Here is a 23739-nt window from a genome sequence, read left to right on the forward strand (position 1 = left end):
GGTCACACCATGAGCCCCAACACCTCCACGGGCGGCTCCAAGAGCGGCGGCTCGGGCAGCGGCCTGTTCACGCCCGGCAGGGTGGCCGTGATCGCGGTCGCCGTCCTCACCCTGGTCTTCATCTTCGAGAACACCCGCAACACCAAGATCCGACTGCTGATCCCCGAGGTGACCCTGCCCCTGTGGATGGCTCTGCTCGGCACGGCGTTGATCGGTGCACTGTGCGGGGCCTATTTCGTCAGGAGGCGCAAGTGAAGGTGCAGCTCGAACGCGCGGGAGTGGTCGTCGGCGGCGCGGCCGCGGCGACCCTCATGGCGGTCACCACGGCGGCCGCCGCGGGTCCGCCGATGCCGGACTTCCGGGGCCGGGGCCTGATGCACGTCTTCTCCACGGTCGACTACCGCACCCGGGTCGACGTGCACGACGCCAGCGGCTTCCACCGGCACGTCCTGTGGCCGCCGAGCTGGAAGGTCTGCACGCAGTCGCCGGCCGCGGGCAAGCAGCTGAACGGCGGGACGGTCACCATCGGCGTCGTGAAGAACGGCGAGAAGTGCCCGAAGAAGTAGCCGGCCGGACGGTCGGCGATAGCGTGGCCCGATGTCCGACAGAGCCCCCTGTCTCGCCGAAGGCCCCCGCGTGGGCATACGCCCCTTCACCCCCGCGGACGGCGCCGAGTTCACCGCACGCGCCAGGGAGAGCCGGGAGCTGCACCGCCCCTGGCTCTTCCCGCCGACCACGGACGACGCCTATCGCGCGTACGCGGGCGTACTGATCGAGGATCCCACCAAGGCGGGATTCCTCGTCTGCGCCCGCGACAGCGGTGCCATCGGCGGGTTCATCAACGTCAACAACATCGTGCGCGGCGCCTTCCGGTGCGGCGCCCTGGGATACGGCGCCTTCGCGCACGCGGCGGGGCGCGGCCTGATGTCCGAGGGGCTCGGGCTCGTCACGACGTACGCGTTCACGGCGCTCGGGCTGCACCGCCTGGAGGCCAACATCCAGCCCGGCAACGCCGGTTCGATCGCGCTGGTGCGCCGCGCGGGATTCCGCCTCGAAGGGTTCTCGCCGGACTTCCTCTTCGTCGACGGCGCCTGGCGCGACCACGAACGCTGGGCGGTCACCGCCGACATGCCCCGGGCGCGGATCAGCGGCGCGACGGCTTCCGGTTGATCTTCATGGTGTCCATGTCCGTCACCGTGGACCGCAGGTCGCGGAAGCCGTGACCGAGGCCCGCGAGGAGCCCCTCCGCCTTCTCCTCGGCCAGCGCCCCCGCCATCTCCTCGCCGTCCTCGGCGTCCGAGAGCACCACGAAGCGGTACGAGAAGTGCTTGAGCGCGCGGTCGTACGTCAGCGAGCCCTCCGGCGTGAACTTCATCTGCGCCAGGCCGTGTTCCTCGACCTCGGCGAGGAGCGTGGCGCGCGAGGCGTCCGTCAGGCCGTCGAAGGTTCCCCGGACGATCACCCGGTAGGTGTGCTGCGTGCCCATGATCTGTACTGCTCTCCCGATCGGAATCGTATGAGAGCGTCAGCCTACGTCGCCGGGGACGGGCCGCACACGGAATATCGCCGGGGGGGGGGGTGACGCCCCGCCCGACCTGAGCCCGCGCGCTTTTGCGCAATCCTGACCTGGGCACCCTCTGTTCGGCGCCGCGGCGAACGTGTTCCATGGTGATCGTGAAGACCACCGTGCGACGCGACGTACTGACCCTGCCCGCCGCCGAGTCGGGGCCCGAGAACCCGCTGCCGCCGCTCCTTCCGCTGCGCGCCGTCCACACCCTGGACGAGCGCGACAAGGAGGGACTGCCGCGCGACATGGCCCGGCAGCTCGGGTACGCACCGCTGCGCTCCCCGCTGCCCACCCGGGTCCTCGACGGATACGGGCGCGAGCGCACCGAGACCCGGCTCGACGTGATCGTCGTCGAGAACGACCGGCTGCGCGCCACGGTCCTTCCCGGGTACGGCGGCCGCGTCCACTCCCTCTTCCACAAGCCGTCCGGGCGTGAACTGCTCTACCGCAACCCGGTGTTGCAGCCCGCCGCGTTCGCGCTCAACGGCGCGTGGTTCTCCGGCGGCATCGAGTGGAACATCGGCGCCACCGGCCATACCACGCTGTCCTGCGCGCCCGTCCACGCCGCCCGCGTGCCCGGGCCCGACGGCGGCGAGATGCTGCGCCTGTGGGAGTGGGAGCGGCTGCGCGACCTGCCCTTCCAGGTGGACCTGTGGCTGCCGGAGGGCTCCGACTTCCTGCACGTCGGCGTCCGGATCCGTAACCCGCACGAGAGGCCCGCCCCCGTCTACTGGTGGTCGAACATCGCGGTGCCCGAGGAGCGCAGGGTCCTCGCCCCGGCCGACGAGGCCTGGCGCTTCGCCTACCCCGGCGGCCTGAGCAAGGTGCCCGTGCCGGAGTACGACGGCGCCGACCGCACCTACCCGCGGCGCAGCGAGTACCCCGCCGACTACTTCTACGACGTGCCGGACGGCGAGCGGCGGTGGATCGCCGCGCTCGACGACGAAGGGCACGGCCTCGTCCAGACCTCCACCGACCTGCCGCGCGGCCGCAAGCTCTTCCTGTGGGGCACGGGCACCGGCGGACGCCGCTGGCAGGAGTGGCTCACCGAGCCGGGCACCGGCGGCTACGCGGAGATCCAGTCGGGCCTCGCGCGCACCCAGCTCGAACACGTACGCCTGGACGCCGAGGCCGAGTTCAGCTGGCTGGAGTCGTACGGACCGCTGTCGGCACCCGCCGACCGCGTGCACGGCGAGTGGGCGGGCGCCCGGGGCGAGGTGGCGGCGCGGCTCGCCGACGCGCTGCCGAGGGGCGAGGTCGACGCCGCGTACGAGGCGTGGCTGGCCTGCGCCGACACCGAGCCCGGCGAGGTGCTCGCCACGGGATCCGGCTGGGGCGCGCTCGAAGTCCTGCGCGCCGAGTACAAGTTGCCGGGCACGCCTTTCGACGAGTCGACGCTCGGGCCCGAACAGCAGCCGTGGGTGGAGCTGTTGCGGACCGGCGCGGTGCCCGAGCCGCGCAAGGTCGTGCCGCCCGGACCGACGCTGGTCGCGCCGCACTGGCGGGACATGCTGGAGACCGCGCCCGCGCGGCCGCTCGCCGAGTACCACCTGGGCGTCGCGCAGTGGCACGCGGGCGACCGGGCGCAGGCGGTGCGCAGCTGGGAGCGGGGCCTGGAACTCGCGCCCTCGCGCTGGCCGTTGCTGCGCTGCCTCGCCGTCGCCGACCGCGCCGAGGGCCATGCGGAGCGGGCCGCCGACCGGTACGCGGAAGCCTTCGACGACCTGTGCCAGGAGCGGCGCGACGACGGCGTCGTCTGGCGGGCGGCGACCGCCGCGCTCGGCGCCGAGGCCATCGCCGCGCTGCTCGCCGCGGGTCGCCCCGCAGCGGCCCGTACGGTCTGGGAGCGGCTGCACGAGGCAACCCGCCAAGAGGGCCGCTTCCGGCTCGTCGAGGCCCAACTCCACTACGCGGAGGGCGACATGGCGGCGGTGCGGGCCGTCTTCGAGTCCGGCTTCGAGGCGGCGGACCTCCGTGAGGGCGCGGAGGAGCTGGGCGACCTGTGGGCGGCGGCGACGGGCGAGGAGATACCGGAGCGGTACGACTTCAGGATGCGGCCGCCGCAGGGGTGAGGCGCGGTGGCGCGAGCCTGCGCGGGCCGCGCCACCGCGTGCGTCAGACCAGCTCGCCGTCGCGCGCGACCACCCGGCCGCCGTGCACCACGAGGTCCCGCCGCGGCATGTCCACCACGACCTGCGGCAGGCACTCGGCGCGTACGAGCACGAAGTCGGCGGGCGCGCCGGGCGTGAGGTCCGCGCGGCGCAGCCCCATCACGTCCGAGCCGCCGTGGGCGCCCACGTGGAAGCAGTCCGTCAGCTCCTCGTCGAGGCGTACGTCGGTGACCCAGCCGAGGATGTGCGTGCGGTGGAACATGTCCGCGTTGCCGAACGGGCTCCACGCGTCGCGCACCCCGTCCGAGCCGAGCCCGACCCGCACCCCGTGCTCCTGGAGCTTCGCGATGGGCAGGACCAGTGACTCGTTCGGCGCGACGGTCGTCAGGGAGATGTCCAGGTCGCCCAAGTCGGCCGCCATCCGGCCCAGTTCGGTGTCGGACAGGTTCGGCAGGCAGAAGACGTGGCTGACCGTGACCTTGCCGCGCAGCGAGAGCGCGCGGGTGCGGTCGATGACGGCGCGCAGGACCTCGGTGCCCTTCTCGTCGCGGTCGTGCAGATGGATGTCCACGCCGATGCCGTGCCGGTCCGCGAGGCCGAAGACCAGGTCGAGCTGCTCGTCCATGGCGTGGTCGAAGCTGATCGGGTCGATGCCGCCGACGAAGTCGACGAGGCCGGAGCGCGCCGCCTCCTCCAGGAGCTCGGCCGTGCCGGGCGTGCGGACCACGCCGTGCTGCGGGAACGCCACGATCTGGACGTCGAGCGCGTGCTTCAGGCGCCCCCGGGCGTGGGCGACGCCTTCGAGGCCCGCGAGGTCGTAGGCGGGCGCCACGTCCGCGTGGGCCCGCATCGCGCGGGTGCCGCGGGTCACGGCGTGCGCCATCAGGCCGTACGCGCGCTCGCCGACCGTGCGGGACTGGCTCTTGAACAGCTCCACGTCCTGGGCGACGTAGTCGGCGATGCCGCTCGCGGGCTTCCGCGTGATCCAGTCGCCGCCCCACGTCGTCTTGTCGGGGTGGATGTGGGCGTCCACGAGCGAGGGCAGCGCGATCCGGCCGCCGCCCTCGACGACGTCGGCGCCCTGGGGCGCGGGCCGGTCCGAGATCCGCCCGTCGACCACCGTGAGGTCCACGGGCTTCTTCGCGCCGAGCGGGCGTACGTTCCTGAAGACCACGGTCTTGGCGCGGTGCCGGTCGCCGTGCTCGTCGCGGTCGTCGCGGTCGCGGGTGTCGGCGTACGCGGTCGTGGCGCCGGTTCCGGCGAGGGCCGCGGCACCTGCGAGCACACCGCGGCGGGACAACGGGGTCATGGGGACTCCTTCAGTGAGGGGCGGGCAGTGAACGCACCACGCGTACGGGCTTCTCCGCGCCGGGTGAGCCGGGAGTGGGGAGGAAGAGCGGAGGGGAGGCGTCCGCCAGTTTGTATACCAAGAGTCAGAGGGCCGCAAGAGTGACCGGAGGAGGTGGGGGTATTGCGCGAGAAAGTCCGGGAAACGGTCAGGTGCCGGAGGTGTTGGTATACAGAGTCGACGCCTCGAAGAGCGAGCGCAGGGCCACGGTCCGGCTGTCCCTGACGTGGAGCAGGGTGACGGCCGCCGCCGTCTCCTCGTCGCCCGAGGCGATGCGGTCGTGGATGAGGCGGTGCTGCGAGCGCATGTGGGCCGGTTCCGCGCGGATCCCGAACAGGAGCTGCAGCTGCCAGCTCAGCTGGTCCATCGTGCGGGCGAGGAGCGGGTTGCCGGAGAGGGCGACGATGCCCTCGTGGAACGCGGTGTGCGCGGCGACCTCGCGCGGCCCGTCGTCCGCGTCGGACGCCTGCTCGGCTTGGCCCAGGGTGGCCCGGAGCGCGGCCAGGCCCGGCGGCTCCTCCGGTGCGCACCGTGCCACCCGGCGCGCCGCGAGCCGCGACGCCTGGACGGCCAGGGGCTCCCACACCTCGTACAGATGACGTACGTCGTCGCGGTCCAGGCGGCGCACCCGGACGCCGCTGTGCGGAAGGAGTTCGAGCAGGCCCTCGGCGACCAGCGCGCGCAGGGCCTCGCGGACGGGGACGCGGGACATCCGCAGCTCCTCGGCGACCTCGCGTTCCACGAGGCGCGCGCCGAGTGCGTAGCGCCGGTCGACGATCCGCTGCCGGACGGCCTCGCGCGCCTGGGCGCTCAGCGACGTCCGTTCCGCGCCGCCCGCCGTGTTGCCTGCCACGTGCACCGTCCTCCGTTCCGGCCGGGGCCTACCGCCCCGCCGTGGAGGATACGGGTCAGCTCGCGGCGCGGCGGTCCACGTACTCGAAGACGGAGCCGTCGGGGTGCAGCGCCATGAGGCTGCGGCCCGCGGGCGTGGGCAGCGGTCCCGCGATGATCTGGGCTCCGGAGGACTTCAGGACCTCGTTCGCCTCGTCCACGTCCCGCACCGCGATGGTCGCGGAGATCTTGCGGAGCACGTCGAGTTCCTTCGCCGGACCGCTCATCAACAGGAAGCAGCCGACCGCGGCGACGGACACGCCCCCGCGCTCGAAGCGCATCGCCTTGCCGCCCGCAAGCCGTTCGTAGAAGGCGACCGAGGACTCCAGGTCCTCGACGCAGATGCGCAGTGTGGTTCCGAGGATCTCCATAGCCGGAAAGCTTTCATGATTGACCGCCCCGTCGCCACCGCCCTCGGGAAATCACCGCGTGGCATGGCCGCACTCTGCGGAGCGCGCCGGCACCGCACCACGGAATACGCCGGCCGCGCTCCGCGGAGCGTCAGCGCATCGCCTCGCGGATCGCGTCACGGGTGCGGTCGACCACCGACGCGAGCGGGCCCACCGCGACGTTCTTCAGGGCGGTGTCCGTGCCGGGGTGCGGACGGGTCGGTGCGATCGCCTCGGCCGCCTTCACCGCGGTGGCCAGGCGTTCCAGTTTCGCGCGGTCGGCGATCCGGTGGAAGTGGGCGAACTCGTACCGCTCCTCGGCGTCCGCGTGGGCCAGGACGTCCTGCCGCAGCGCGGCGAACTGGTCGAGGAACTCAGGGGATTCGGTGTCCATGTCGTCCAGGCGGGACAGCGCCTTCTTGGCCTGTTCCTCCTCCTTGACACGGTCCTTGACCACCAGTTCCCCACCGTCGATGTTCTGGCGGGCGAACGGGTGGACGACTTCCTCCTCCGCGGTCTCGTGCACCGCGAGGAGCCGGACGAGCTCATGGAAGGTCTGCTTCCGTTCGTCGCCCTTGGTGGCCGCGACCTCGTCGAGCAGACCGCGGATCCTCGTGTGCTGCGCCTTCAGCAGCTCCACGACGTCGTTGCGCTCGGGCATGGTGTCCCTCCCGGGTCGGGGTGCGGACGCGCCGGGTACCCGGGCGGCACGCCGTTAGGCGTCCCGGGCCGCGGGTACCCGGGCGCCATGACTGGTCCCGAGAACCTTCCGACCGGACTCGACAAGTCCGTGACCGACGAACTGGTCCGGGCGATCCGCGCCGAGCTGCGCGAGGAACTCCGCGAGCAGACCAGGAGGCAGCGCCGCAAGGCCACGCTCTACGCGGCCTCCGGCACCGCGGCCCTCTACGCGGGCGCCGCGGTCGCGTTGGCGATCGGCCTCGCCCTGGCGCTCGGCATGCCGGACTGGGCGGCGGCCCTCGTCGTCGCCGTGCTGTTCGGTGTCACGGCGCTGGTGCTGCGCAACGCGGCACGGCCGCGGAAGGCGCGTGACTCCGCGGTGCGGACGGACGCCGCGCTGCGGGCCGACCCCACGGGCACCGGACTCGGCGTCCCGATGGTCCCGCCGGGCGGGCTCGGCGCCCCCGCGCCCCCGCCGATGCCGCCCGCCGCGCCCGCCGCCGGCCCTGGCGGCCAGGGTCTGGCCGACCCGGAGGCCCCGCGGCGCAAGGAGGCCTGACCGACGCCCCGTCACCGCCAGCCCGTGACCCCCACCACCTCCTTCGCGATGTCCGTCAGCGCGCGGCCGTCCGTGGGGACGCGGTGGGCGTCGGGTGCCGCGTGTGCGTCCAGGTGGCGGGACATGAACGTGCCGCGGCGCAGCTGCTGTTCGAGTTCCGAGCCCAGCTCGCGCCCGCGCAGACGCGCCTCGGCCGTGGCGTCCGTCGCGGTCAGCAGGACGCGGATGATGCGCGGCCCGTCCAGCGCCTCGGTGAACAGCCACTCCTCGCTGCCGAGCACGCTCGCCGTGTTCGTGTAGACGAGCCGACGGCAGCCGAGCTCCCTGTAGTTGGCCCAGATCGCCGCGAGGTTGCGCACGGTGATCCGGGAGCGGTCCGGGTCGCCCGGCGGCGTCGGGTGGACCGCGTCCAGGAAGTCGCCCTCGACCATCGCGTGGCCGATGCCGGCCGCCCGCAGCTGTGCCGAGACCTCCCAGCCGACCGACGACTTGCCGACCCCCGAGCGGCCTCCGATGAGCAGTACTTCGGCGTGATCCGGGCTGTTCCCCGTGACGGTCCCCATGCGGGGAGCCTGGCAGCCGTTCGGTCCCGTACGCGACCGGGTTTCACGCGACCCGGAACTCCGCCACCTCGTCCGTCCGCAGCCGCAGGCCGTGTCCGACGCCCGCGTCGGGGCGGACCACGCCCCCGGTCGGGTCCAGCGCCCCGTCGAAGAACATCGACTCGATCCGGACGTGGTCGTGGAACCACTCGATGTGCCGCAGGTTCGGCACGCACGCGGCGACCGCGGCATGCGCGTGCGGCGCGCAGTGCGCCGAGACCTCCAGGCCGTGCGCCTGCGCGAGGGCCGCCGCGCGCAGCCACTCCGTGATGCCGCCGCAGCGCGTCGCGTCCACCTGCAGACAGTCCACCGAGGGAATCATGCGGGCGAAGTACGGCAGGTCGTAGCCGTACTCGCCCGCCGTCACGTCGCACACCAACGCGTCCCTGATCAGGGCGAGTCCGCGCAGGTCCTCGGAGGACACCGGCTCCTCGAACCAGCCCACGCCGTGCTCCGCGAGCACCCGGCCCACGCGCACCGCCTGCTTGCGGGTGTAGCCGCCGTTCGCGTCGACGTACAGCTCGGCCTGCGGGCCGATCACGTCGCGCGCGGTGCGGACCCGGGACACGTCGCGGGCGGCCGCCCGGCCCCAGGCCTCACCGACCTTGATCTTGACGCGGGGGATGCCCTGCCCGTGCACCCAGCCGTTCAACTGCGCCGCCAGGTGCGTGTCGTGGTACGTGGTGAAGCCGCCGCTGCCGTAGACGGGGACCTCGTCGCGGGCCGCCCCGAGGAGGCGTACGAGGGGGAGCTCGAGCAGGCGGGCCTTGAGGTCCCACAGGGCGATGTCGACCGCCGAGATCGCGCACGAGGCGGCCCCGGGGCGGCCGGTGTTGCGGACCGCCTTCGTCATCGCGTCGTGCGCGGCGGGGATGTCGAGGGCGTCGCGGTCGGTGACGACGGGGGTGAGCTGCTCGTCGACCAGGGCGGAGACGGAGGCGGGGGCGTAGGTCCAGCCGGTGCCCGTCGCGTCGCCCGCCGTGATCTCGGCGACGACGATCGTCGTGGCGTCCCAGGCGAAGGTGCCGTCTGCCTCGGGTCCGTCCGCGGGCACCGTGTACGCGGAGACGGCGGGCCTTTCGAGGGGAACTTCGTGCTTCATCGGATGTCTTTTCCCGGTCTTCGTTCCTCGGTCACCGGCCCTGGACCTGCGGCAGCACCTTCGTGCGGTAGAAGTCGAAGAAGCTCCGCTGGTCCGGGCCGATCTGGCTGACGTACACCCGGTCGAACCCGGCGTCGGCGAACGCGGAAAGCGCCGCCACGTGCTCGTCCACGTCGTCCCCGCAGGTGAAGGACGAGGCGGCCATCTCCTCGGTGATCAGCGGGTCCAACTGCTCGAAGTGGCGCGGCGTGGGCAGGAGTTGGCCCATCTCGCCGGGCAGCAGCTGATTGCCCCACAGCTCGCGGGCCTGGCGCGCCGCGGCGTCGCGGTCCGGGCCGTAGCAGACCTTGAGGCCGCCGCTGACGGGCTTGCCGCCCCCGCCGCCCTTGCGGTAGCGGGTCACCAGCGTCTCGTCGGGCGCCATCGTGACGAAGCCGTCGCCGACGCGTGCCGCGAGCGCCGTCGCCTTGGGGCCGAAGCCGGAGACGTCGATGGGCACGGGCTCGTCCGGCACCGTGTACAGGCGGGCCTTCTCCACGGTGTAGTGCGTGCCCTGGTGGCTGACCTCCTGGCCGGTGAAGAGGTTCCGCATGATCTGCACCGCCTCCTCCAGCATCTCCAGGCGGACGTGGACCGGCGGCCAGGGGCCGCCCAGGATGTGCTCGTTGAGCGCCTCGCCCGTGCCCACGCCGAGGCGGAAGCGGCCGCCGGTGAGCACCGCGCTGGTCGCCGCGGCCTGCGCCACGACCGCCGGGTGCATCCGCACGGTCGGACAGGTCACCGCCGTCTGGAGGGGCAGCGACACCGCCTCGGCGAGCGCGCCGATCACCGACCAGACGAAGGGGCTCTGGCCCTGCGCCGCGTTCCACGGGTGGTAGTGGTCGGAGATCCACAGCGCCTCGAACCCGGCCTGTTCGGCCATGCGTGCCTGCTCGACCAGTTCCGCGGGGCCGAACTCCTCGGTCGCCAGGAAGTATCCGTACTCGGGCATGGGGCGCACCTCCGGGGTGGAGTCGGTCGGCAAGGCCTCGGCCGGGACGGCGTTCGGACCAGGACGGATACGACTGCGGGTAACCCCGAGGAGCGGGCACAAACGGTGCCCGGCCCGCGCGTGACCGGCACCGCGCGCCGGAGTTTGGCGCCCGCCGCGCAGGGGCACGCGGGAGGTTCCGACCCGCCGGAGGGACACCGTGAGCCGACCTCGCATCGTCATCGTCGGAGCCGGATTCGCCGGCTACCGCACCGCACGCACCCTGTCCCGGCTGACCCGGAACAAGGCCGACATCACCCTGCTCAACCCGACCGACTACTTCCTCTACCTGCCCCTGCTGCCCCATGTCGCCGCGGGCGTCCTGGAGCCGCGCCGCGTCACCGTCTCGCTCTCCGGCACGCTGCCGCACGTACGCCTCGCGCTCGGCGAGGCCGACGGCGTCGACCTGGAGGGGCACACGGTGACGTACACCGACCCCGAGGGGCGGCGCGGCGAGCTGGCGTACGACCGCCTCGTGCTCAGCGTGGGCAGCGTCAACAAACTGCTGCCGGTGCCCGGCGTCGCCGAGCACGCGCACGGCTTCCGCGGGATGCCCGAGGCGCTGTACCTGCGCGACCACATCACCCGCCAGATAGAACTGGCCGCCGCCGAGCCGGACGCGGAGACCTGCCGGGCCCGCTGCACGTTCGTGGTCGTCGGCGCCGGTTACACCGGGGTCGAACTGGCCGCGCACGGGCGGTTGTTCACCGACGCGCTGGTGCGGGGGCAGCCGCTGCGGCAGGGCGTACGCCCGCGCTGGCTGCTGCTCGACATCGCCGACCGCGTGCTGCCCGAGCTCGACGAGAGGCTCTCCGTCACCGCCGACCGCGTGCTGCGGCGGCGCGGAGTCGACGTACGCACCGGAACCTCCGTCAAGGAGGCCACGTCGGACGGCGTGCTCCTCGACGACGGGGAGTCCGTCGACACGCGCACGCTGGTCTGGTGCGTCGGCGTACGGCCCGACCCGCTCGTCGCGGGCCTCGACCGGCCGCTGGAGCGGGGCCGGCTGCTCGTCGACCCCTACCTCCAGGTGCCGGGCCACCCCGAGGTGTTCGCCTGCGGGGACGCCGCCGCCGTGCCCGACCTGCACAAGCCCGGCCAGTACACGTCCATGACCGCGCAGCACGCCTGGCGGCAGGGCGCCACGGCGGGCCGCAACGTCGCCGCCTCCCTCGGCATCGGCACCCGGAGCTCCTACCGCCACCGCGACCTGGGCTTCACCGTGGACCTCGGCGGCGTCCAGGCCGCCGCCAACCCGCTGGGCCTGCCGCTCTCGGGACCGCTCGCCGGTGCCGTCACGCGCGGATACCACCTGGCGGCCATGCCAGGCAACCGCGTGCGGGTCGCGGCGGACTGGCTCCTGGACGCCGTACTGCCGCGCCAGGCCGTGCAGTTGGGCCTGGTCCGCTCGTGGTCCGTGCCGCTGGACACCGCGTCGCCGGAGGTGGCCCGGGTGCCGGGCGCGCCACGGCAGGAGCCGCACGCGCCACGGCAGGAGCCGCACGCGAAGGAGGACCCCCGTGAGCGACAGGAGAAGGAGGACCCCCATGAGTGAGAGTGAACTCGACGCCCTGGCCCGGCAGTTGCGCGTCGACTCCGTCCGGGCCGCGGCCGCCGCGGGCTCCGGGCACCCCACCTCGTCGATGTCCGCCGCCGAACTGATGGCGGTGCTCGTCGGCCGCCACCTGCACTACGACTTCGACCGCCCCGACCACCCCGGCAACGACCGCTTCATCCTCTCCAAGGGCCATGCGTCCCCGCTCCTGTACGCCGCCTACAAGGCGGCGGGCGCGCTCACCGACGAGGAGCTGCTGACCTTCCGCGACCGGGGCAGCCGCCTGGAGGGACACCCGACGCCGCGCGCCCTGCCCTGGGTCGAGGTCGCCACCGGGTCGCTCGGCCAGGGGCTGCCCGTCGGCGTCGGCATGGCCCTGTCCGGCAAGCGGCTCGACCGCATCCCGTACCGCGTCTGGGTGTTGTGCGGCGACAGCGAGCTGGCCGAGGGCTCCGTCTGGGAGGCCGCCGAGCACGCCGGGCACGAACACCTCGACAACCTCACCGCGGTCGTCGACGTCAACCGCCTCGGCCAGCGCGGCCCGACCCGCCACGAGTGGCACCTGAACGCCTACGCCGACCGCTTCAAGGCCTTCGGCTGGCATGTCGTCGAGACCGACGGGCACGACGTCGACGCCGTCGACCGCGCCTACCAGGAAGCGGAATCCACGGCCGGGCAGCCCACCGTGGTCCTCGCCCGCACCGTCAAGGGCAAGGGCGTCGCCGCCGTCGAGAACCGCGAGGGGCTGCACGGCAAACCGCTGCCGGACGCCGACGCGGCCATCGCGGAGCTGGGCGGCGTACGCGACGTACGCGTGGAGGTGCGGCGGCCCGCCGCCGCGCGGGCGATGCACGCGGTGCGCAGCGGACACCTCGAACTGCCGCGCCACGACGTCGGCGACGCCGTCGCGACGCGCACCGCCTTCGGCCAGGCGCTCGCCGCGCTCGGCACCGCGCGCGGCGACGTCGTGGCCCTCGACGGCGAGGTCGGCGACTCCACGCGGTCGGAGTACTTCGCCAAGGAGCACCCCGACCGCTTCTTCGAGTGCTACATCGCCGAGCAGCAACTCGTCGCCGCCGCAGTGGGGTTGGCGGCGCGGGGCTGGGTGCCGTACGCGTCGACGTTCGCGGCGTTCCTCACGCGCGCGTACGACTTCGTGCGGATGGCGGCGGTCAGCGGCGCCGGCATCAACCTCGTCGGCTCGCACGCGGGTGTCGCGATCGGCCAGGACGGGCCCTCCCAGATGGGCCTGGAGGACCTGGCGATGTTCCGCGCCGTGCACGACTCCACGGTCCTGTACCCGTGCGACGCCCATCAGACCGGGCGCCTCGTCGCGCGGATGGCGGAGCTCGACGGTGTCCGCTACCTGCGTACGTCGCGCGGGGACACGCCCGTCGTCTACGGCCCCGGCGAGGAGTTCCCGATCGGCGGTTCCAAGGTGCTGCGCGCCAGTGACGCGGACCGGCTGACCGTGGTCGCCGCGGGGGTGACCGTCCACGAGGCCCTGGCCGCGGCGGAGTCGCTCGGCCGCGAGGGCATTGCCGTGCGGGTCGTCGACCTGTACAGCGTCAAGCCCGTCGACCGCGCCACGCTGCGCGAGGCGGCCGCGCGCACGGGCTGTCTCCTCACCGTGGAGGACCACAGGGAGGAGGGCGGCCTCGGTGACGCGGTCATGGAAGCCTTCGGCGACGGCAGGCCGACACCGCGCGTGGTGCGGCTCGCGGTACGCACGATGCCGGGATCGGCGTCCCCCGCCGAGCAGTTGAGGTCCGCGGGGATCGACGCGGCCTCGATCGCGGCGGCGGTGCGGTTGCTGGTGGAGCGGGCGGTGGTGCGGTGAGGGGGGTCAGGGGTGTCGCGCCGCCCTGAACCAGGCGTTCGCGGCGGGACGGAACATCAGGGCCGTGGCCGTGAGCACGGCGGCCAGATGCAGCACGCGGCTCCCGCCGAACAGGACGTCCAGCACGCCCGCGTCCCTGACCGCCGCGCCGAGCCCATGGCCGTCGGCGAGCCGGCGCACGGGCACGGCCACCAGGGACAGCGTGCCGAGGACACCGAGCCCGCCTGCCAGCGTCAGCCGCGCCCAGTTCGCGCCGCGCCGCATCCGCACCGCTACCAGTACGGCCGCCGAGAACACGGCCATGCGCAGCAGCAGGCCGCTCATGAGTCCGCCGGTCGACGCGTCGCCGTCGGCCACGGTTCCGGCGACGGCGAGCACCGTCTCGAAGACGCCGGCCGCGACCGCGGTGAGCCAGAGGGCGAAGGCGGTTCCGACGGTGGGGGGAGCGGGTGGTTCGTCGGCCCCCGGGAGCGTGCGGGGCAGCAGCCGCGGCTCGTGCGGGCGCGGCCGGGGGTGCGGGGCGCGGGGCGGAGCGGTGCTGCGGGTGCTGTGCGTCATGGCGGGCCTCACTGGTCGGTCGCTGCCGCGCGGGAGCCGGGGGCCCGTCGCGGGACGGCTGGTCGGTACCTCCGATCCTTCCGGGCCCGCGGGCCCGCGGCACGCCCGCAGGGCCCCCACTTCGGGGTGGTGCCAGCCACCCCGTCGACCACCGGCACGTACCAGCGGAGATCATGAAGGGAACCCCATGAACGACGTACGGACGGTTCGCGCCGGCCGTCGCACCGTGCGGCTGCACCGGCCGGAGAAGGTCCTCTTCCCGGCCCACGACGGCGACGGCGGCAAGGACCGCACCAAAGAGGACCTGTTCGACTACTACCGGGCCGTCGCCCCCTTCATGCTGCCCCACCTGCGCGGCCGCCCCCTGATGCTGGAGCGCCACCCCGACGGCCTCGAAGGCCCCCGCTTCATGCAGAAGGACACCCCCGACCACTACCCGGACTGGATCACCCGGGCCGAGGTCGCCAAGCAGGGCGGCACCGTCACCCACACCGTGTGCGACGACACCGCGACGCTGCTCTTCCTCGCCGACCAGGCCTGCCTCACCCTGCACCGCTGGCTCTCCAGGACGAGCCGGATCGACCGGCCCGACCGGCTGGTCTTCGACCTCGACCCGGCGAAGGACGACTTCGAGACCGTGCGGGACGCGGCCCGGCTCCTCGGCGAACTCCTCGACCACCTCGGCCTGGTGTCCGCCCTGATGACGACGGGCTCGCGCGGCCTCCACGTCGTCGTGCCGCTGGGCGGCCACCACGACTTCGACGACGCCCGCGCCTTCGCCAAGGACGTCGCCGAGACCCTCGCGGCCGCCCACCCCGAGCGCCTCACCACGGCCGTCCGCAAGGAGGCCCGCGGCGGGCGCCTCTATCTCGACGTGCAGCGCAACGGGTACGCGCAGACCGCCGTCGCCCCCTTCTCCGTGCGGTCGGCGCCGGGCGCCCCCGTCGCCGTGCCGCTCGCGTGGGAGCAGCTGGAGGACCCCGCGGTGCACGCCCGCCGCTGGACCATCGACGACGCCGTCGACCAGGCCCGCACCGAACCGTGGGACGGCGTCCTGCGCTCGGGGCGCGCGCTCGGCCCGGCCCGCCGCAAGCTGCGGGCGCTGCGCGGCTGACGGCACGTCACCCGACCGTCGAGGTTTGGCCAACGCCCACCAGGACACCCGGACCCGGAGGTGGCCATGGCGAATACGTCACGCAAGACCACAGACGCGAAGACAGACACAAAGACAGACGCAAAGACAGACGCAAAGACAGAAACGAAGTCGGACGCAGAGACCGACACAGCTACAGACGCACGGCGGAACCACGGCGCGGACGAAGAACTGCCCGGCCCCATGGTCGTGCTCCGGCACGCCCGCACCCAGCTCGCCGAGCTCACCGGCATGACGTCCGAATCGGTGTCGTCCTTCGAACGCACCGACGACGGCTGGCTGTTGGAGATCGAGGTGCTCGAACTCGCCCGGGTCCCCGACACGATGAGCCTGCTCGCGAGCTACGAGGTGCGCCTCGACCCGCACGGCGAACTGACCGGCTACCGCCGGATCCGCCGCTACGAGCGGGGGCGTTCGGACGCACACAGTCCTGGCGGTCAGTAGACCGCCCCGTTCCGCGTACGCACAGCACACGCACCCAAGCCATCACAGACAAGGAGGGGCGGTCGGCATGACCGTTGTCCCTGCACAACAGTCCGGCGGCGGAGGCGGCACCAGTGGCCTGTACGACGTCGTGGAGCTCATCCTCGACCGAGGCCTGGTCATCGACGCCTTCGTGCGGGTCTCCCTCGTCGGCATCGAGATCCTCAAGGTCGACGTCCGTGTCGTCGTCGCGAGCGTCGACACGTACCTGCGGTTCGCCGAGGCGTGCAACCGACTGGACCTGGAGGCCGGGCCCCACAAGAGCCCCGGTCTGCCCGACATGATGGGCGAGCTGACCGAGTCCGGCGCCCGGGGCAAGTCGAAGGGCGCGCTCTCCGGCGCCGCCGAGACCATCTCGGACGCCTTCAAGCAGGCCCGTGAGGAAGGGCAGCCGGAGGAACGGCCGAGGGCCCGCCGCTCCAGCACCTCCCGCAGGAAGGAGGAGAAGGAGTAGTGAGCACCTACATCTACGGCATCGCGAGCAGCTCGCACCCGGCGCTGCCCGACGGCATGGAGGGCATCGGCAGCCCGGCGTGCACCGTGCGCGTCCTCAAGCAGGGGGAACTCGCGGCGATCGTCAGTGACGCCCCCGAGGACCTCAAGCCCAAGCGGCGCGACCTGCTCGCCCACCAGAACGTCCTGTCCGAGGCGGGCGCGGCGGGCGCCGTGCTCCCGATGCGCTTCGGCAGCCTCGCCCCCGACGACGAGGCGGTCACCACCGTCCTCGGCGAGCGGTCCGAGCACTACGAGGAGCGCCTGCGCACCCTCGACGGCAAGGTCGAGTACAACGTGAAGGCCACCCACAACGAACAGGCCGTGCTCCACCAGGTCCTCGCCGAGAACCCGGAGCTGCGCGCCATGGTCGAGGCCAACCAGCGCGAGGGCGGCGGCAGTTACGAACAGAAGCTGCAGCTCGGCGAGATGGTCACCGCCACGGTGCGGGCCCGCGAGGCGAGCGACGCCATCGAGGTGCGCCGCGCCCTGGAACCGGCCGCCGAAGCGGTCGGCGTCGGGCCCGAGGGCACCGGATGGCTGGCCAACATCTCGTTCCTGGTGAGCCGCAAGTCGGCGGACGGCTTCCTCGCCGCCGTCGAGGAACTCCGCTCCACCCAGCCCCACTTGGAGCTGCGGGTGCACGGCCCGCTGCCCCCGTACAGCTTCGTCGATCCGGGGCCCGCGGAGCCCGCGGGGTGACGGCGTGGGACTCATCGGCGAAATTCTCCTGCTGCCGCTCGCCCCGGCCCGCGGCTCCCTCTGGGTGCTCAGACAAGTGGTCACCGAGGCGGAACGGCAGTACTACGACCCCTCGGCCATCCGTCGTGAACTCTCCCTCCTCGAGGAACGCCTCGAGGCGGGAGAGATCGACGAAGCCGAATTCGAGCGCTGCGAGGACGAGCTCCTCGACCGGCTGCAGCACAGCACAGGACAGGACTTCTGAGTGATGAACCGACTGGCAGTGGGCCTCGCCGTGGGCGCGGGGTACGTCCTCGGACGGACGAAGAAGGCGAAGTTCGCGTTCGCCGTGGGGACGATGGTGGCAGGCAAGCGGCTGCAGCTCAGCCCCAAGGCGCTGGTCACCATGGTGACCCAACAGCTGGAGAACAACCCGCAGTTCAAGGAGATCGGCGACCAGCTGCGCCAGGACCTGCGGGGCGTGGGCAAGGCCGCGACGGGCTCCCTCGTCAATCGTCAGATGGAAGGCCTCGCCGACCGCCTGCACGAGCGCACCCTCGGCGTCCAGGACCGCCTCTCCGGTGTGGTGCCGGGCGAGGTGAAGGACACGGCCGGGCTCAAGGACGAGGACGGCCACGAGGACGAGGACGAGCCCGCGGAGGACAGGGAGCCGAGGGGCCGCCGGTCCCAGGGGCGCCGTTCAGAGGGCCGAGGCTCCGAGGACCGGGACTCCGAGGACGCCGGGGCGGAGGAGTCGGCGCCCCGCAAGAAGGCGTCGGCGAAGCGGGCCCCCGCCCCCAAGTCGGCCGCCAAGAAGCCGTCGGCGAAGAAGACCGCGGCGAAGAAGGCCCCGGCGAAGAAGACCGCCCAGAAGAAGTCCACCGCGGCGGCTCGCGGCACCGCCCGCAGGGCGACCTCCACGGCCGGCGCGGGACGGTCGGGCGCGGGACGGTCGAAGGGAGGCCGCGACCATGGCTGAGTCACCGCTGAAGGACATCACGCGCGGCCCCGCCGCCGACCGACTGAAGGAGGAGGCGCAGGCCTACCTCATGGCCCAGGTCGAGCGCATGCTCGTCGGCGTGGGCCACCGGCTGGGCGACGCCACCGTCAAGCTGAACGACATCGCGGAGGGCAAGAGCCCCGGCTTCGGCAAGCTCGCCCTGGAGGCGGGCCGCAAGGTCGCGGAGGGCAAGGGCCCCGTGCGCAGCGCGCTGGAACTGGGCGGCGGCCACCTGAAGGATTCGGTGAAGGGGGCCTTCAAGGGCCTCGGCGGCAAGCGCAAGAAGGGCGGCGCGGGCCAGAAGCCCACGGTCATCCTGGAGTACGTCGACGTCGGCGTGCCCCTGCGCGAGGCGTACGACCAGTGGACGCAGTACCAGGAGTTCTCCACCTTCGCCAAGGGCGTCAAGGGCGCCACCGTGGCGAGCGACACGGACTCCGACTGGAAGCTCAAGGTCTTCTGGTCCAACCGCAGTTGGAAGGCGCACACCACCGAACAGGTGCCGGACCAGCGCATCACGTGGACGTCCGAGGGCGGCAAGGGCACGACGAAGGGTGTCGTCACCTTCCATGCGCTCGGCGACAACCTCACCCGGGTGCTGCTGGTCATCGAGTACTACCCGAAGGGCCTGTTCGAGAAGACCGGCAACATCTGGCGCGCGCAGGGCCGCAGGGCCCGCCTGGACCTCAAGCACTTCGCCCGGCACATCTCGCTGCGCGGCGAGGCGAGCGACGGCTGGCGCGGCGAGATCCGCGACGGCGAGGTCGTGCGCAGCCACGAGGACGCGGTGGCGGACGAGGACGAGGAGCGCGAAGAGCGCGAGGGCCGGGACGAGGGCGAGCGGGACGTCCCCGAGGCTGAGGCGCACGAAGCCGAGGCGCACGAAGAGGACGAGCCGGAGGACGAGCCGGAGGACGAGTACGACGAGGACGAGGAGCGGGAAGAGGACCCCGAGGAGGATCCGGAAGGCGCGTACGAGGACGAAGACGAGGCCGAAGACGAGACCGACCGCGACGCCGACGCCGACGCCGCCGAGTACGAGGACGAGTACGAGGACGAAGGCGAAGGCGAAGAGGCCGACGCGGAAGAGGCCGAACGCCGCGAGTACGCCGAGACCGGCGGCGGGCGGGGCCGCCGATGACGGCGGCCCCCGGCGGCCGGCTCCCCGACCCCTATGGACGCGACGGCGGCGGGGCCAACCTCGCCGACATCCTCGAACGCGTCCTGGACAAGGGCGTCGTCATCGCCGGCGACATCAAGATCAACCTGCTCGACATCGAACTGCTCACCATCAAGCTCCGCCTCATCGTCGCCTCCGTCGACAAGGCCAAGGAGATGGGCATCGACTGGTGGGAGGACGACCCGGCGCTCTCCTCGGGGGCGCGCCGCACCGAACTCTCGCGTGAGAACGCCGAGTTGAAGAAGCGCGTGGAGGAACTGGAGGAGATGCAGGCCATCGAGCCCGCTAAGAAGGAGTCACGTGAGCGTCGCACACGATGAACTGCGTTACGTCTACGCGGTGTGCCGCCCGCCCACCGCACCACTCGCCGCCGACCTGACCGGGGTCGGCGGCGTTCCGCCCAAACAGCTCACCCACAGGGGCCTGGTCGCCCTGGTCGGCCCGGTGCCGGAGCGGGACTTCGCCGAGGATGCGCTGCGCGCGCACCTGGAGGACCTGGACTGGCTCGCCGAGACGGCCCGCGCCCACCAGCGCGTGATCGCCGCGCTCGCCACCGTCACCTGCCCGCTGCCGCTGCGGCTCGCGACCGTCTTCCGGGACGACAGCGGCGTACGCGCCATGCTGGAGGAGCAGGCGGAGCGTTTCGGGCGCGCCCTGGACCGGATCGAGGGGCGCGTCGAGTGGGGCGTGAAGGTCCACATGGAGGGCGAGGCGTCGTCCGCGGCGGTCCGCGCGGAGGAGCCGGCGCGGCGCGGGCCCCGCACGGGGCGCGACTACCTGCGCCAGCGGCGCCGCCAGCGCACGGCGCACGAGGAGAGCTGGGAGCGGGCCGAGGCCTTCGCGCGGCGCCTGCACGAGGAGCTCTCCTCGCGCGCCGACGACGCGCGGCTGCACGCGCCGCAGAACGCGGCGCTGTCCCGCGCGCCGGGCCGCAACGTCCTCAACGCCGCCTATCTGGTGCCGCGTTCGCGCTCCGAGGAGTTCGTCGAGCTCGTCGACCGCACGAAGGACGAGGGGCGGGAGACGGACGGCCTGCGGGTGGAGCTGACGGGCCCGTGGGCCGCCTACTCCTTCACCGGTGACGACAGCGGTGACGACACCGGTGGCGACAGCGTTGAAGGCGGCGGTGACGGCATCGGAGGCGACGGCACGGGAGGCGGGACATGACCGTCGTCGAGCGCCGCGAGATCGCCCTGGTCGACCTGCTCGACCGCCTGCTCGCCGGCGGTGTCGTCATCACGGGCGACATCACCCTGCGGATCGCGGACGTGGACCTCGTGCGCATCGACCTCAACGCCCTGATCAGCTCGGTGAACGAGCAAGTTCCCTCGCCGTGGCGGGAGATGGAGTGACCCGTGGACCGCAACCGCCCCGTGGACCGTAAGCGCATGGACCTGGACCCCGACACCGTGGAGCGGGACCTGGTGAAGCTGGTCCTGACCGTCGTCGAGCTGCTGCGTCAGCTGATGGAGCGGCAGGCCGTGCGCCGCTTCGACACCGGTGAGCTGACGGAGGATCAGGAAGAGCGGATCGGGCTCACGTTGATGCTCCTGGAGGACCGGATGGCCGAGCTCCGGGAGCGGTACGGACTGCGGCCCGAGGACCTGAATCTGGACCTCGGGCCGCTGGGCCCCCTGCTCCCCAGGGATTGAACCGGGGGCGGGGGTCGGCTGCTGCGGGGGCTACGGGAGTGCCACTACCACCTGTACCAGCGGGACCTCGTGCCCGTGGCGGTCGTGCTCCGCATCAGGAATCCGAGCAGCCAGATGACGAGCACGGCAATGGCGATCCACCAGAGAACCTTCACGGCGAAGCCCGCTCCGAAGAGGAGAAGGGCCAGCAGAAGGACCAGCAGAATAGGAACCATAGTTGTCTACCTCCTGCTGGCCGGGTTTCCCCAAACGGCCGTTCTACGCCCCTTCGTGCCCCTTCGGCCTGTGCGGAGCGTCACTTCCGGCAGAGGACCTCGCCGTGCAGCACCGCGAACCAGGCGTCCTCGCGGCCGCCCCACTCGCGCCAGGCCGCCGAGACGGCCCGCAGCCGCTCGTCGTCGGCGTGGCCCCCCTCCCTGGCCCGCTCGGCGTACGTGGAGGCGAGCGTGCGGTCCGCCCACAGCCCGCTCCACCAGGCGCGCTCGTCCGCGGAGCTGTAGCACCAGGTGGCGGCGGAGGCGGTGATGTCCGTGAAACCGGCCTCCAGGGCCCAGGACTTGAGGCGGCGCCCCGCGTCGGGCTCGCCGCCGTTGGCCCGCGCGACCCGCCGGTACAGGTCCAGCCAGTCGTCCATGGCGGGCGTCCGGGGATACCAGGTCATCGCCGCGTAGTCCGCGTCCCTGACCGCCACGATGCCGCCCGGCCTGCAGACCCGCCGCATCTCGCGCAGCGCCCGCACCGGATCGCCCACGTGCTGGAGCACCTGATGGGCGTGGACGACGCAGAAGCTGTCGTCGGGGTAGTCGAGGTCGTGGACGTCGGCGACCGCGAACTCAACGTTCTCCAGGCCGCGTTCGGCCGCGGTGGCGCGCGCCGTGTGGAGGATGCCCGGCGCGTGGTCCACGCCGGTGACCCGGCCTTCGGGGACCAGCTCGGCCAGGTCGGCGGTGATGGTGCCGGGGCCGCAGCCGATGTCGAGGACCGACATGGTCGGCTTGAGCGAACCGACGAGGTAGGCGGCCGAGTTGGCGGCGGTGCGCCAGGTGTGGGAGCGCAGCACGGACTCGTGGTGTCCGTGCGTGTAGACGGCGGTCTCCTTCGGCATGACGGTGACTCCTTCGTGTGCGTGTACACGGCACCGTACGCCGTCATGCCGAATGATGAGACCCGCGTATCAGTATGTGGTCATCGGCGGGTTCGCCGAGCGGTCATCGGACGGGCGTCAGCGGCCGGTACACGGTCAGCGCCTCCGGCAGCTTGTCGATGAGCAACGAGCCCTGGACACGGGTGACTTCACCGTCGTACGCCACCGCCGTGTCCGGGCCGAGCCCGTCCACCCGCAGCCGGGGCAGCCGGACCGCCGCCTGGGCGGGGGAGCGCACCTCGGGACCCGTCAGCGCGGCGGCCATCAGACGCGCACCCGGCCTGCGCCCGCCGTGCACGATGCGTACGTCGAGCAGCCCGTCCGCGAGGTCGAGCCTGCGGCCCGGGGTGAGGCCCGGCCGGTGGTAGGTGCAGTTGCCCGCGAAGAGCAGCCACAACGCCCGCTTGCTGCCGCGGAACTGAGCGGTCATCGGATGCTCGTCGGAGCGCAGGATCTGCAGCGCGGCGAGCACGGACGCGGCCTTGCCGCCGATGCGGGGCGACCAGTGCTCGCGACGGCGTACCAGCTCCGGGTACACGCCGAGGCTGAACGTGTTGAGGAAGTACCGCTCCACGTCGGCGGCCCCTTCCTCCTCCCGCGTCGAGAAGCGGCCCACGTCGACGGCGACCGCGTCGCCCCCCTCCACCGCGCGGGACAGGTCACGCGCGTCCTCGACCCCGAGGTCGTACGCGAAGTGGTTGAGCGTGCCGCCGGGCAGCACCGCGAGCGGCAGGCCGTGCTGCAGGGCCACCGTGGCCGCGGCGTTGACCGTGCCGTCGCCGCCGCACACCCCGAGGACCGTCGCGCGCGCCGCCGCCTTCTCCAACTCGGCGCCCAGGTCGGCCGGTTCGGCGAGGACGACCTCGGCGGCCGGCAGGGCGTTGCGCAGCGCCTTGACCCGGTCCGCCGTGCCCGCCTGCGCATTGGCCACCAGGACCAGGCCCGCGCCGCCGGGCAGCGCGGGAGCCTCCACCCGGGGCCGTCCCGGCGGGGCGAGCTGGGCCCGCGTCGGCACCAGGCCGCGCACCGCGAACGCCGCGCCCGCGCCGAGCGCCCCGCCCACCAGGACGTCGCTCGGGAAGTGCGCCCCGGTGTAGACGCGGGAGACCGCGACGGCGGCCGCGAGCGGCGCGACCGCGGCGCCCCAGGCCCGCGACTCCAGCGCCACCCCCGTGGCGAAGGCCACGGCGGAGGCCGAGTGGCCCGAAGGGAACGACGTGGTGATCGGCTGGCGCTTGAGCTGCCGTATCAGCGGCACCGCGTCGAGCAGCGGCCGGGCCCGGCGCACCGAGCGCTTGCCGAGCGTGTTGATCGTCGCCGAGGCCAGGGCCAGCGAGGCCACGCCCCGCACGGCGGCGCGGCGGGCCCGCGGGGTGCGGGTCGCGGCGATCCCCGCGGCCGCCGCGAACCACAGCACGCCGTGGTTGGCGCTGTGGCTCAGCCGGGGCAGCACCCGGTCGCCGCCGGGCCAGTGCCGCTTGGCGACGGCCTCGAAGAGCCGGCAGTCGAGCGAGACCAGGCGGGCCTTGAACGGCCGGTGCCCGCCCTCGGGCAGGGGCAGGTCGATGTCGGAGGAGGCATCCACGAAGTCAGGCATGGCGACGCGTGTACCCCGTGCCCCGCGAATCAGGCCACCGCCCGGTGAAGCCGCAGGTGGGGCCCGTGACCGGGGCCGCTCGCGCCCCGTGCGCGGAAACGGTTTGCCCGGGCACCCTCCGGCC

The 23739-nt window shown here is 73.0% G+C and carries 30 protein-coding genes; 18 read left to right on the forward strand and 12 right to left on the reverse strand.

Annotation, left to right across the window (positions count from 1 at the left end; translation table 11 throughout):
• Positions 1-9 precede the first annotated feature (9 nt).
• The 3 genes from ACZ4D5_RS27730 to ACZ4D5_RS27740 are packed head-to-tail and all read left to right on the forward strand — an operon-like array spanning position 10 to position 1170.
• Complete coding sequence (locus ACZ4D5_RS27730) at positions 10-255, forward strand: LapA family protein (RefSeq protein WP_467775130.1); 246 nt, start codon at positions 10-12, stop codon at positions 253-255.
• Entirely contained in the window at positions 252-566 is a 315-nt protein-coding gene (locus ACZ4D5_RS27735; protein ID WP_467775131.1) for a hypothetical protein, read from the forward strand. The genes ACZ4D5_RS27730 and ACZ4D5_RS27735 overlap by 4 nt, the downstream gene beginning before the upstream one ends.
• A gap of 31 nt (positions 567-597) precedes the next feature.
• Positions 598-1170 (forward strand): GNAT family N-acetyltransferase, encoded by a 573-nt coding sequence (locus ACZ4D5_RS27740; protein WP_467775132.1) that lies wholly within the window; start codon positions 598-600, stop codon positions 1168-1170.
• Here the strand turns inward: ACZ4D5_RS27740 and ACZ4D5_RS27745 are convergent.
• Positions 1145-1486 (reverse strand): DUF6204 family protein, encoded by a 342-nt coding sequence (locus ACZ4D5_RS27745; RefSeq protein WP_467775133.1) that lies wholly within the window; start codon positions 1484-1486, stop codon positions 1145-1147. The genes ACZ4D5_RS27740 and ACZ4D5_RS27745 overlap by 26 nt on opposite strands.
• Positions 1487-1665: 179 nt before the next feature.
• Here ACZ4D5_RS27745 and ACZ4D5_RS27750 point away from each other — a divergent pair, with 179 nt between their 5' ends.
• A complete protein-coding gene (locus ACZ4D5_RS27750; protein WP_467775134.1) occupies positions 1666-3639 on the forward strand; it encodes a DUF5107 domain-containing protein in 1974 nt (657 codons plus the stop codon).
• Positions 3640-3682: 43 nt separating this feature from the next.
• Here ACZ4D5_RS27750 and ACZ4D5_RS27755 read toward each other — a convergent pair whose 3' ends face one another.
• The 4 genes from ACZ4D5_RS27755 to ACZ4D5_RS27770 all read right to left on the reverse strand — a co-directional run bounded on the left by ACZ4D5_RS27755 (position 3683) and on the right by ACZ4D5_RS27770 (position 6967).
• Positions 3683-4987, reverse strand: coding sequence for an amidohydrolase (locus ACZ4D5_RS27755; protein WP_467775135.1), 1305 nt, complete (start codon positions 4985-4987; stop codon positions 3683-3685).
• 187 nt (positions 4988-5174) lie between these two features.
• Positions 5175-5879: a GntR family transcriptional regulator gene (locus tag ACZ4D5_RS27760; RefSeq protein WP_467775136.1), complete on the reverse strand. Its 705-nt coding sequence runs from the start codon at positions 5877-5879 to the stop codon at positions 5175-5177.
• 55 nt (positions 5880-5934) lie between these two features.
• Positions 5935-6288 (reverse strand): VOC family protein, encoded by a 354-nt coding sequence (locus tag ACZ4D5_RS27765; protein ID WP_467775137.1) that lies wholly within the window; start codon positions 6286-6288, stop codon positions 5935-5937.
• Between the two features lie 130 nt (positions 6289-6418).
• Positions 6419-6967 (reverse strand): hemerythrin domain-containing protein, encoded by a 549-nt coding sequence (locus tag ACZ4D5_RS27770; RefSeq protein ID WP_467775138.1) that lies wholly within the window; start codon positions 6965-6967, stop codon positions 6419-6421.
• Between the two features lie 87 nt (positions 6968-7054).
• On the opposite strand from ACZ4D5_RS27770, the gene ACZ4D5_RS27775 reads away from it, so the two are divergent.
• A complete protein-coding gene (locus tag ACZ4D5_RS27775; RefSeq protein WP_467775139.1) occupies positions 7055-7546 on the forward strand; it encodes a phage holin family protein in 492 nt (163 codons plus the stop codon).
• 11 nt (positions 7547-7557) lie between these two features.
• Here the strand turns inward: ACZ4D5_RS27775 and ACZ4D5_RS27780 are convergent, their stop codons facing one another.
• From ACZ4D5_RS27780 to ACZ4D5_RS27790, 3 genes are read right to left on the reverse strand one after another with little or no spacing between them, the layout of a single operon-like run.
• Positions 7558-8109, reverse strand: coding sequence for a hypothetical protein (locus tag ACZ4D5_RS27780; protein ID WP_467775140.1), 552 nt, complete (start codon positions 8107-8109; stop codon positions 7558-7560).
• A 43-nt stretch (positions 8110-8152) separates the two neighbouring features.
• Positions 8153-9250, reverse strand: coding sequence for an enolase C-terminal domain-like protein (locus ACZ4D5_RS27785; RefSeq protein WP_467775141.1), 1098 nt, complete (start codon positions 9248-9250; stop codon positions 8153-8155).
• 31 nt (positions 9251-9281) lie between these two features.
• Positions 9282-10241 (reverse strand): TIGR03557 family F420-dependent LLM class oxidoreductase, encoded by a 960-nt coding sequence (locus tag ACZ4D5_RS27790; protein WP_467775142.1) that lies wholly within the window; start codon positions 10239-10241, stop codon positions 9282-9284.
• Between the two features lie 199 nt (positions 10242-10440).
• On the opposite strand from ACZ4D5_RS27790, the gene ACZ4D5_RS27795 reads away from it, so the two are divergent.
• The gene (locus tag ACZ4D5_RS27795) at positions 10441-11835 is read left to right on the forward strand and encodes an NAD(P)/FAD-dependent oxidoreductase (protein ID WP_467775143.1); all 1395 of its coding nucleotides are present in this window, start codon (positions 10441-10443) and stop codon (positions 11833-11835) included.
• Positions 11828-13675 (forward strand): transketolase, encoded by a 1848-nt coding sequence (locus ACZ4D5_RS27800; protein WP_467775144.1) that lies wholly within the window; start codon positions 11828-11830, stop codon positions 13673-13675. The genes ACZ4D5_RS27795 and ACZ4D5_RS27800 overlap by 8 nt, the downstream gene beginning before the upstream one ends.
• 6 nt (positions 13676-13681) lie before the next feature.
• On the opposite strand, the gene ACZ4D5_RS27805 is transcribed toward ACZ4D5_RS27800, so the two are convergent.
• Positions 13682-14233 carry a hypothetical protein gene (locus ACZ4D5_RS27805; RefSeq protein ID WP_467775145.1) on the reverse strand — a complete coding sequence of 184 codons (552 nt, stop codon included), beginning with the start codon at positions 14231-14233 and terminating at the stop codon, positions 13682-13684.
• A gap of 187 nt (positions 14234-14420) precedes the next feature.
• Between ACZ4D5_RS27805 and ligD the strand changes: the two genes are divergently transcribed.
• From ligD to ACZ4D5_RS27860, 11 genes are all read left to right on the forward strand, one after another.
• A complete protein-coding gene (gene ligD, locus ACZ4D5_RS27810) occupies positions 14421-15347 on the forward strand; it encodes a non-homologous end-joining DNA ligase (protein WP_467775146.1) in 927 nt (308 codons plus the stop codon).
• Positions 15348-15413: 66 nt separating this feature from the next.
• On the forward strand, positions 15414-15830 hold the full coding sequence (locus ACZ4D5_RS27815; protein ID WP_467775147.1) for a gas vesicle protein GvpO: 417 nt from the start codon (positions 15414-15416) through the stop codon (positions 15828-15830).
• Between the two features lie 67 nt (positions 15831-15897).
• On the forward strand, positions 15898-16323 hold the full coding sequence (locus tag ACZ4D5_RS27820; RefSeq protein WP_467775148.1) for a gas vesicle structural protein GvpA: 426 nt from the start codon (positions 15898-15900) through the stop codon (positions 16321-16323).
• On the forward strand, positions 16323-17063 hold the full coding sequence (locus tag ACZ4D5_RS27825) for a GvpL/GvpF family gas vesicle protein (protein ID WP_467775149.1): 741 nt from the start codon (positions 16323-16325) through the stop codon (positions 17061-17063). The genes ACZ4D5_RS27820 and ACZ4D5_RS27825 overlap by 1 nt, the downstream gene beginning before the upstream one ends.
• A 4-nt stretch (positions 17064-17067) precedes the next feature.
• Positions 17068-17307, forward strand: a complete 240-nt coding sequence (locus ACZ4D5_RS27830; protein ID WP_467775150.1) for a gas vesicle protein GvpG — start codon at positions 17068-17070, stop codon at positions 17305-17307.
• Between the two features lie 3 nt (positions 17308-17310).
• The gene (locus tag ACZ4D5_RS27835; RefSeq protein WP_467775151.1) at positions 17311-18021 is read left to right on the forward strand and encodes a DNA primase; all 711 of its coding nucleotides are present in this window, start codon (positions 17311-17313) and stop codon (positions 18019-18021) included.
• Complete coding sequence (locus ACZ4D5_RS27840; protein WP_467775152.1) at positions 18014-19183, forward strand: SRPBCC family protein; 1170 nt, start codon at positions 18014-18016, stop codon at positions 19181-19183. Before ACZ4D5_RS27835 ends, ACZ4D5_RS27840 begins: the two co-directional genes overlap by 8 nt.
• Positions 19180-19542 carry a gas vesicle protein gene (locus ACZ4D5_RS27845; protein WP_467775153.1) on the forward strand — a complete coding sequence of 121 codons (363 nt, stop codon included), beginning with the start codon at positions 19180-19182 and terminating at the stop codon, positions 19540-19542. Before ACZ4D5_RS27840 ends, ACZ4D5_RS27845 begins: the two co-directional genes overlap by 4 nt.
• Complete coding sequence (locus tag ACZ4D5_RS27850) at positions 19523-20389, forward strand: GvpL/GvpF family gas vesicle protein (protein WP_467775154.1); 867 nt, start codon at positions 19523-19525, stop codon at positions 20387-20389. Before ACZ4D5_RS27845 ends, ACZ4D5_RS27850 begins: the two co-directional genes overlap by 20 nt.
• Complete coding sequence (locus tag ACZ4D5_RS27855) at positions 20386-20574, forward strand: gas vesicle protein (protein ID WP_467775155.1); 189 nt, start codon at positions 20386-20388, stop codon at positions 20572-20574. The genes ACZ4D5_RS27850 and ACZ4D5_RS27855 overlap by 4 nt, the downstream gene beginning before the upstream one ends.
• Before the next feature lie 36 nt (positions 20575-20610).
• Positions 20611-20874 (forward strand): gas vesicle protein K, encoded by a 264-nt coding sequence (locus ACZ4D5_RS27860; RefSeq protein ID WP_362326817.1) that lies wholly within the window; start codon positions 20611-20613, stop codon positions 20872-20874.
• Between the two features lie 44 nt (positions 20875-20918).
• Here the strand turns inward: ACZ4D5_RS27860 and ACZ4D5_RS27865 are convergent, their stop codons facing one another.
• The 3 genes from ACZ4D5_RS27865 to ACZ4D5_RS27875 all read right to left on the reverse strand — a co-directional run bounded on the left by ACZ4D5_RS27865 (position 20919) and on the right by ACZ4D5_RS27875 (position 23615).
• Complete coding sequence (locus ACZ4D5_RS27865; protein WP_467775156.1) at positions 20919-21089, reverse strand: hydrophobic protein; 171 nt, start codon at positions 21087-21089, stop codon at positions 20919-20921.
• A gap of 80 nt (positions 21090-21169) precedes the next feature.
• Positions 21170-21979 carry a class I SAM-dependent methyltransferase gene (locus ACZ4D5_RS27870; RefSeq protein WP_467775157.1) on the reverse strand — a complete coding sequence of 270 codons (810 nt, stop codon included), beginning with the start codon at positions 21977-21979 and terminating at the stop codon, positions 21170-21172.
• Between the two features lie 103 nt (positions 21980-22082).
• Complete coding sequence (locus ACZ4D5_RS27875) at positions 22083-23615, reverse strand: phosphatase PAP2 family protein (protein WP_467775158.1); 1533 nt, start codon at positions 23613-23615, stop codon at positions 22083-22085.
• Between the last annotated feature and the right edge of the window lie 124 nt (positions 23616-23739).

The organism is Streptomyces sp. NPDC025651, assembly GCF_055558735.1.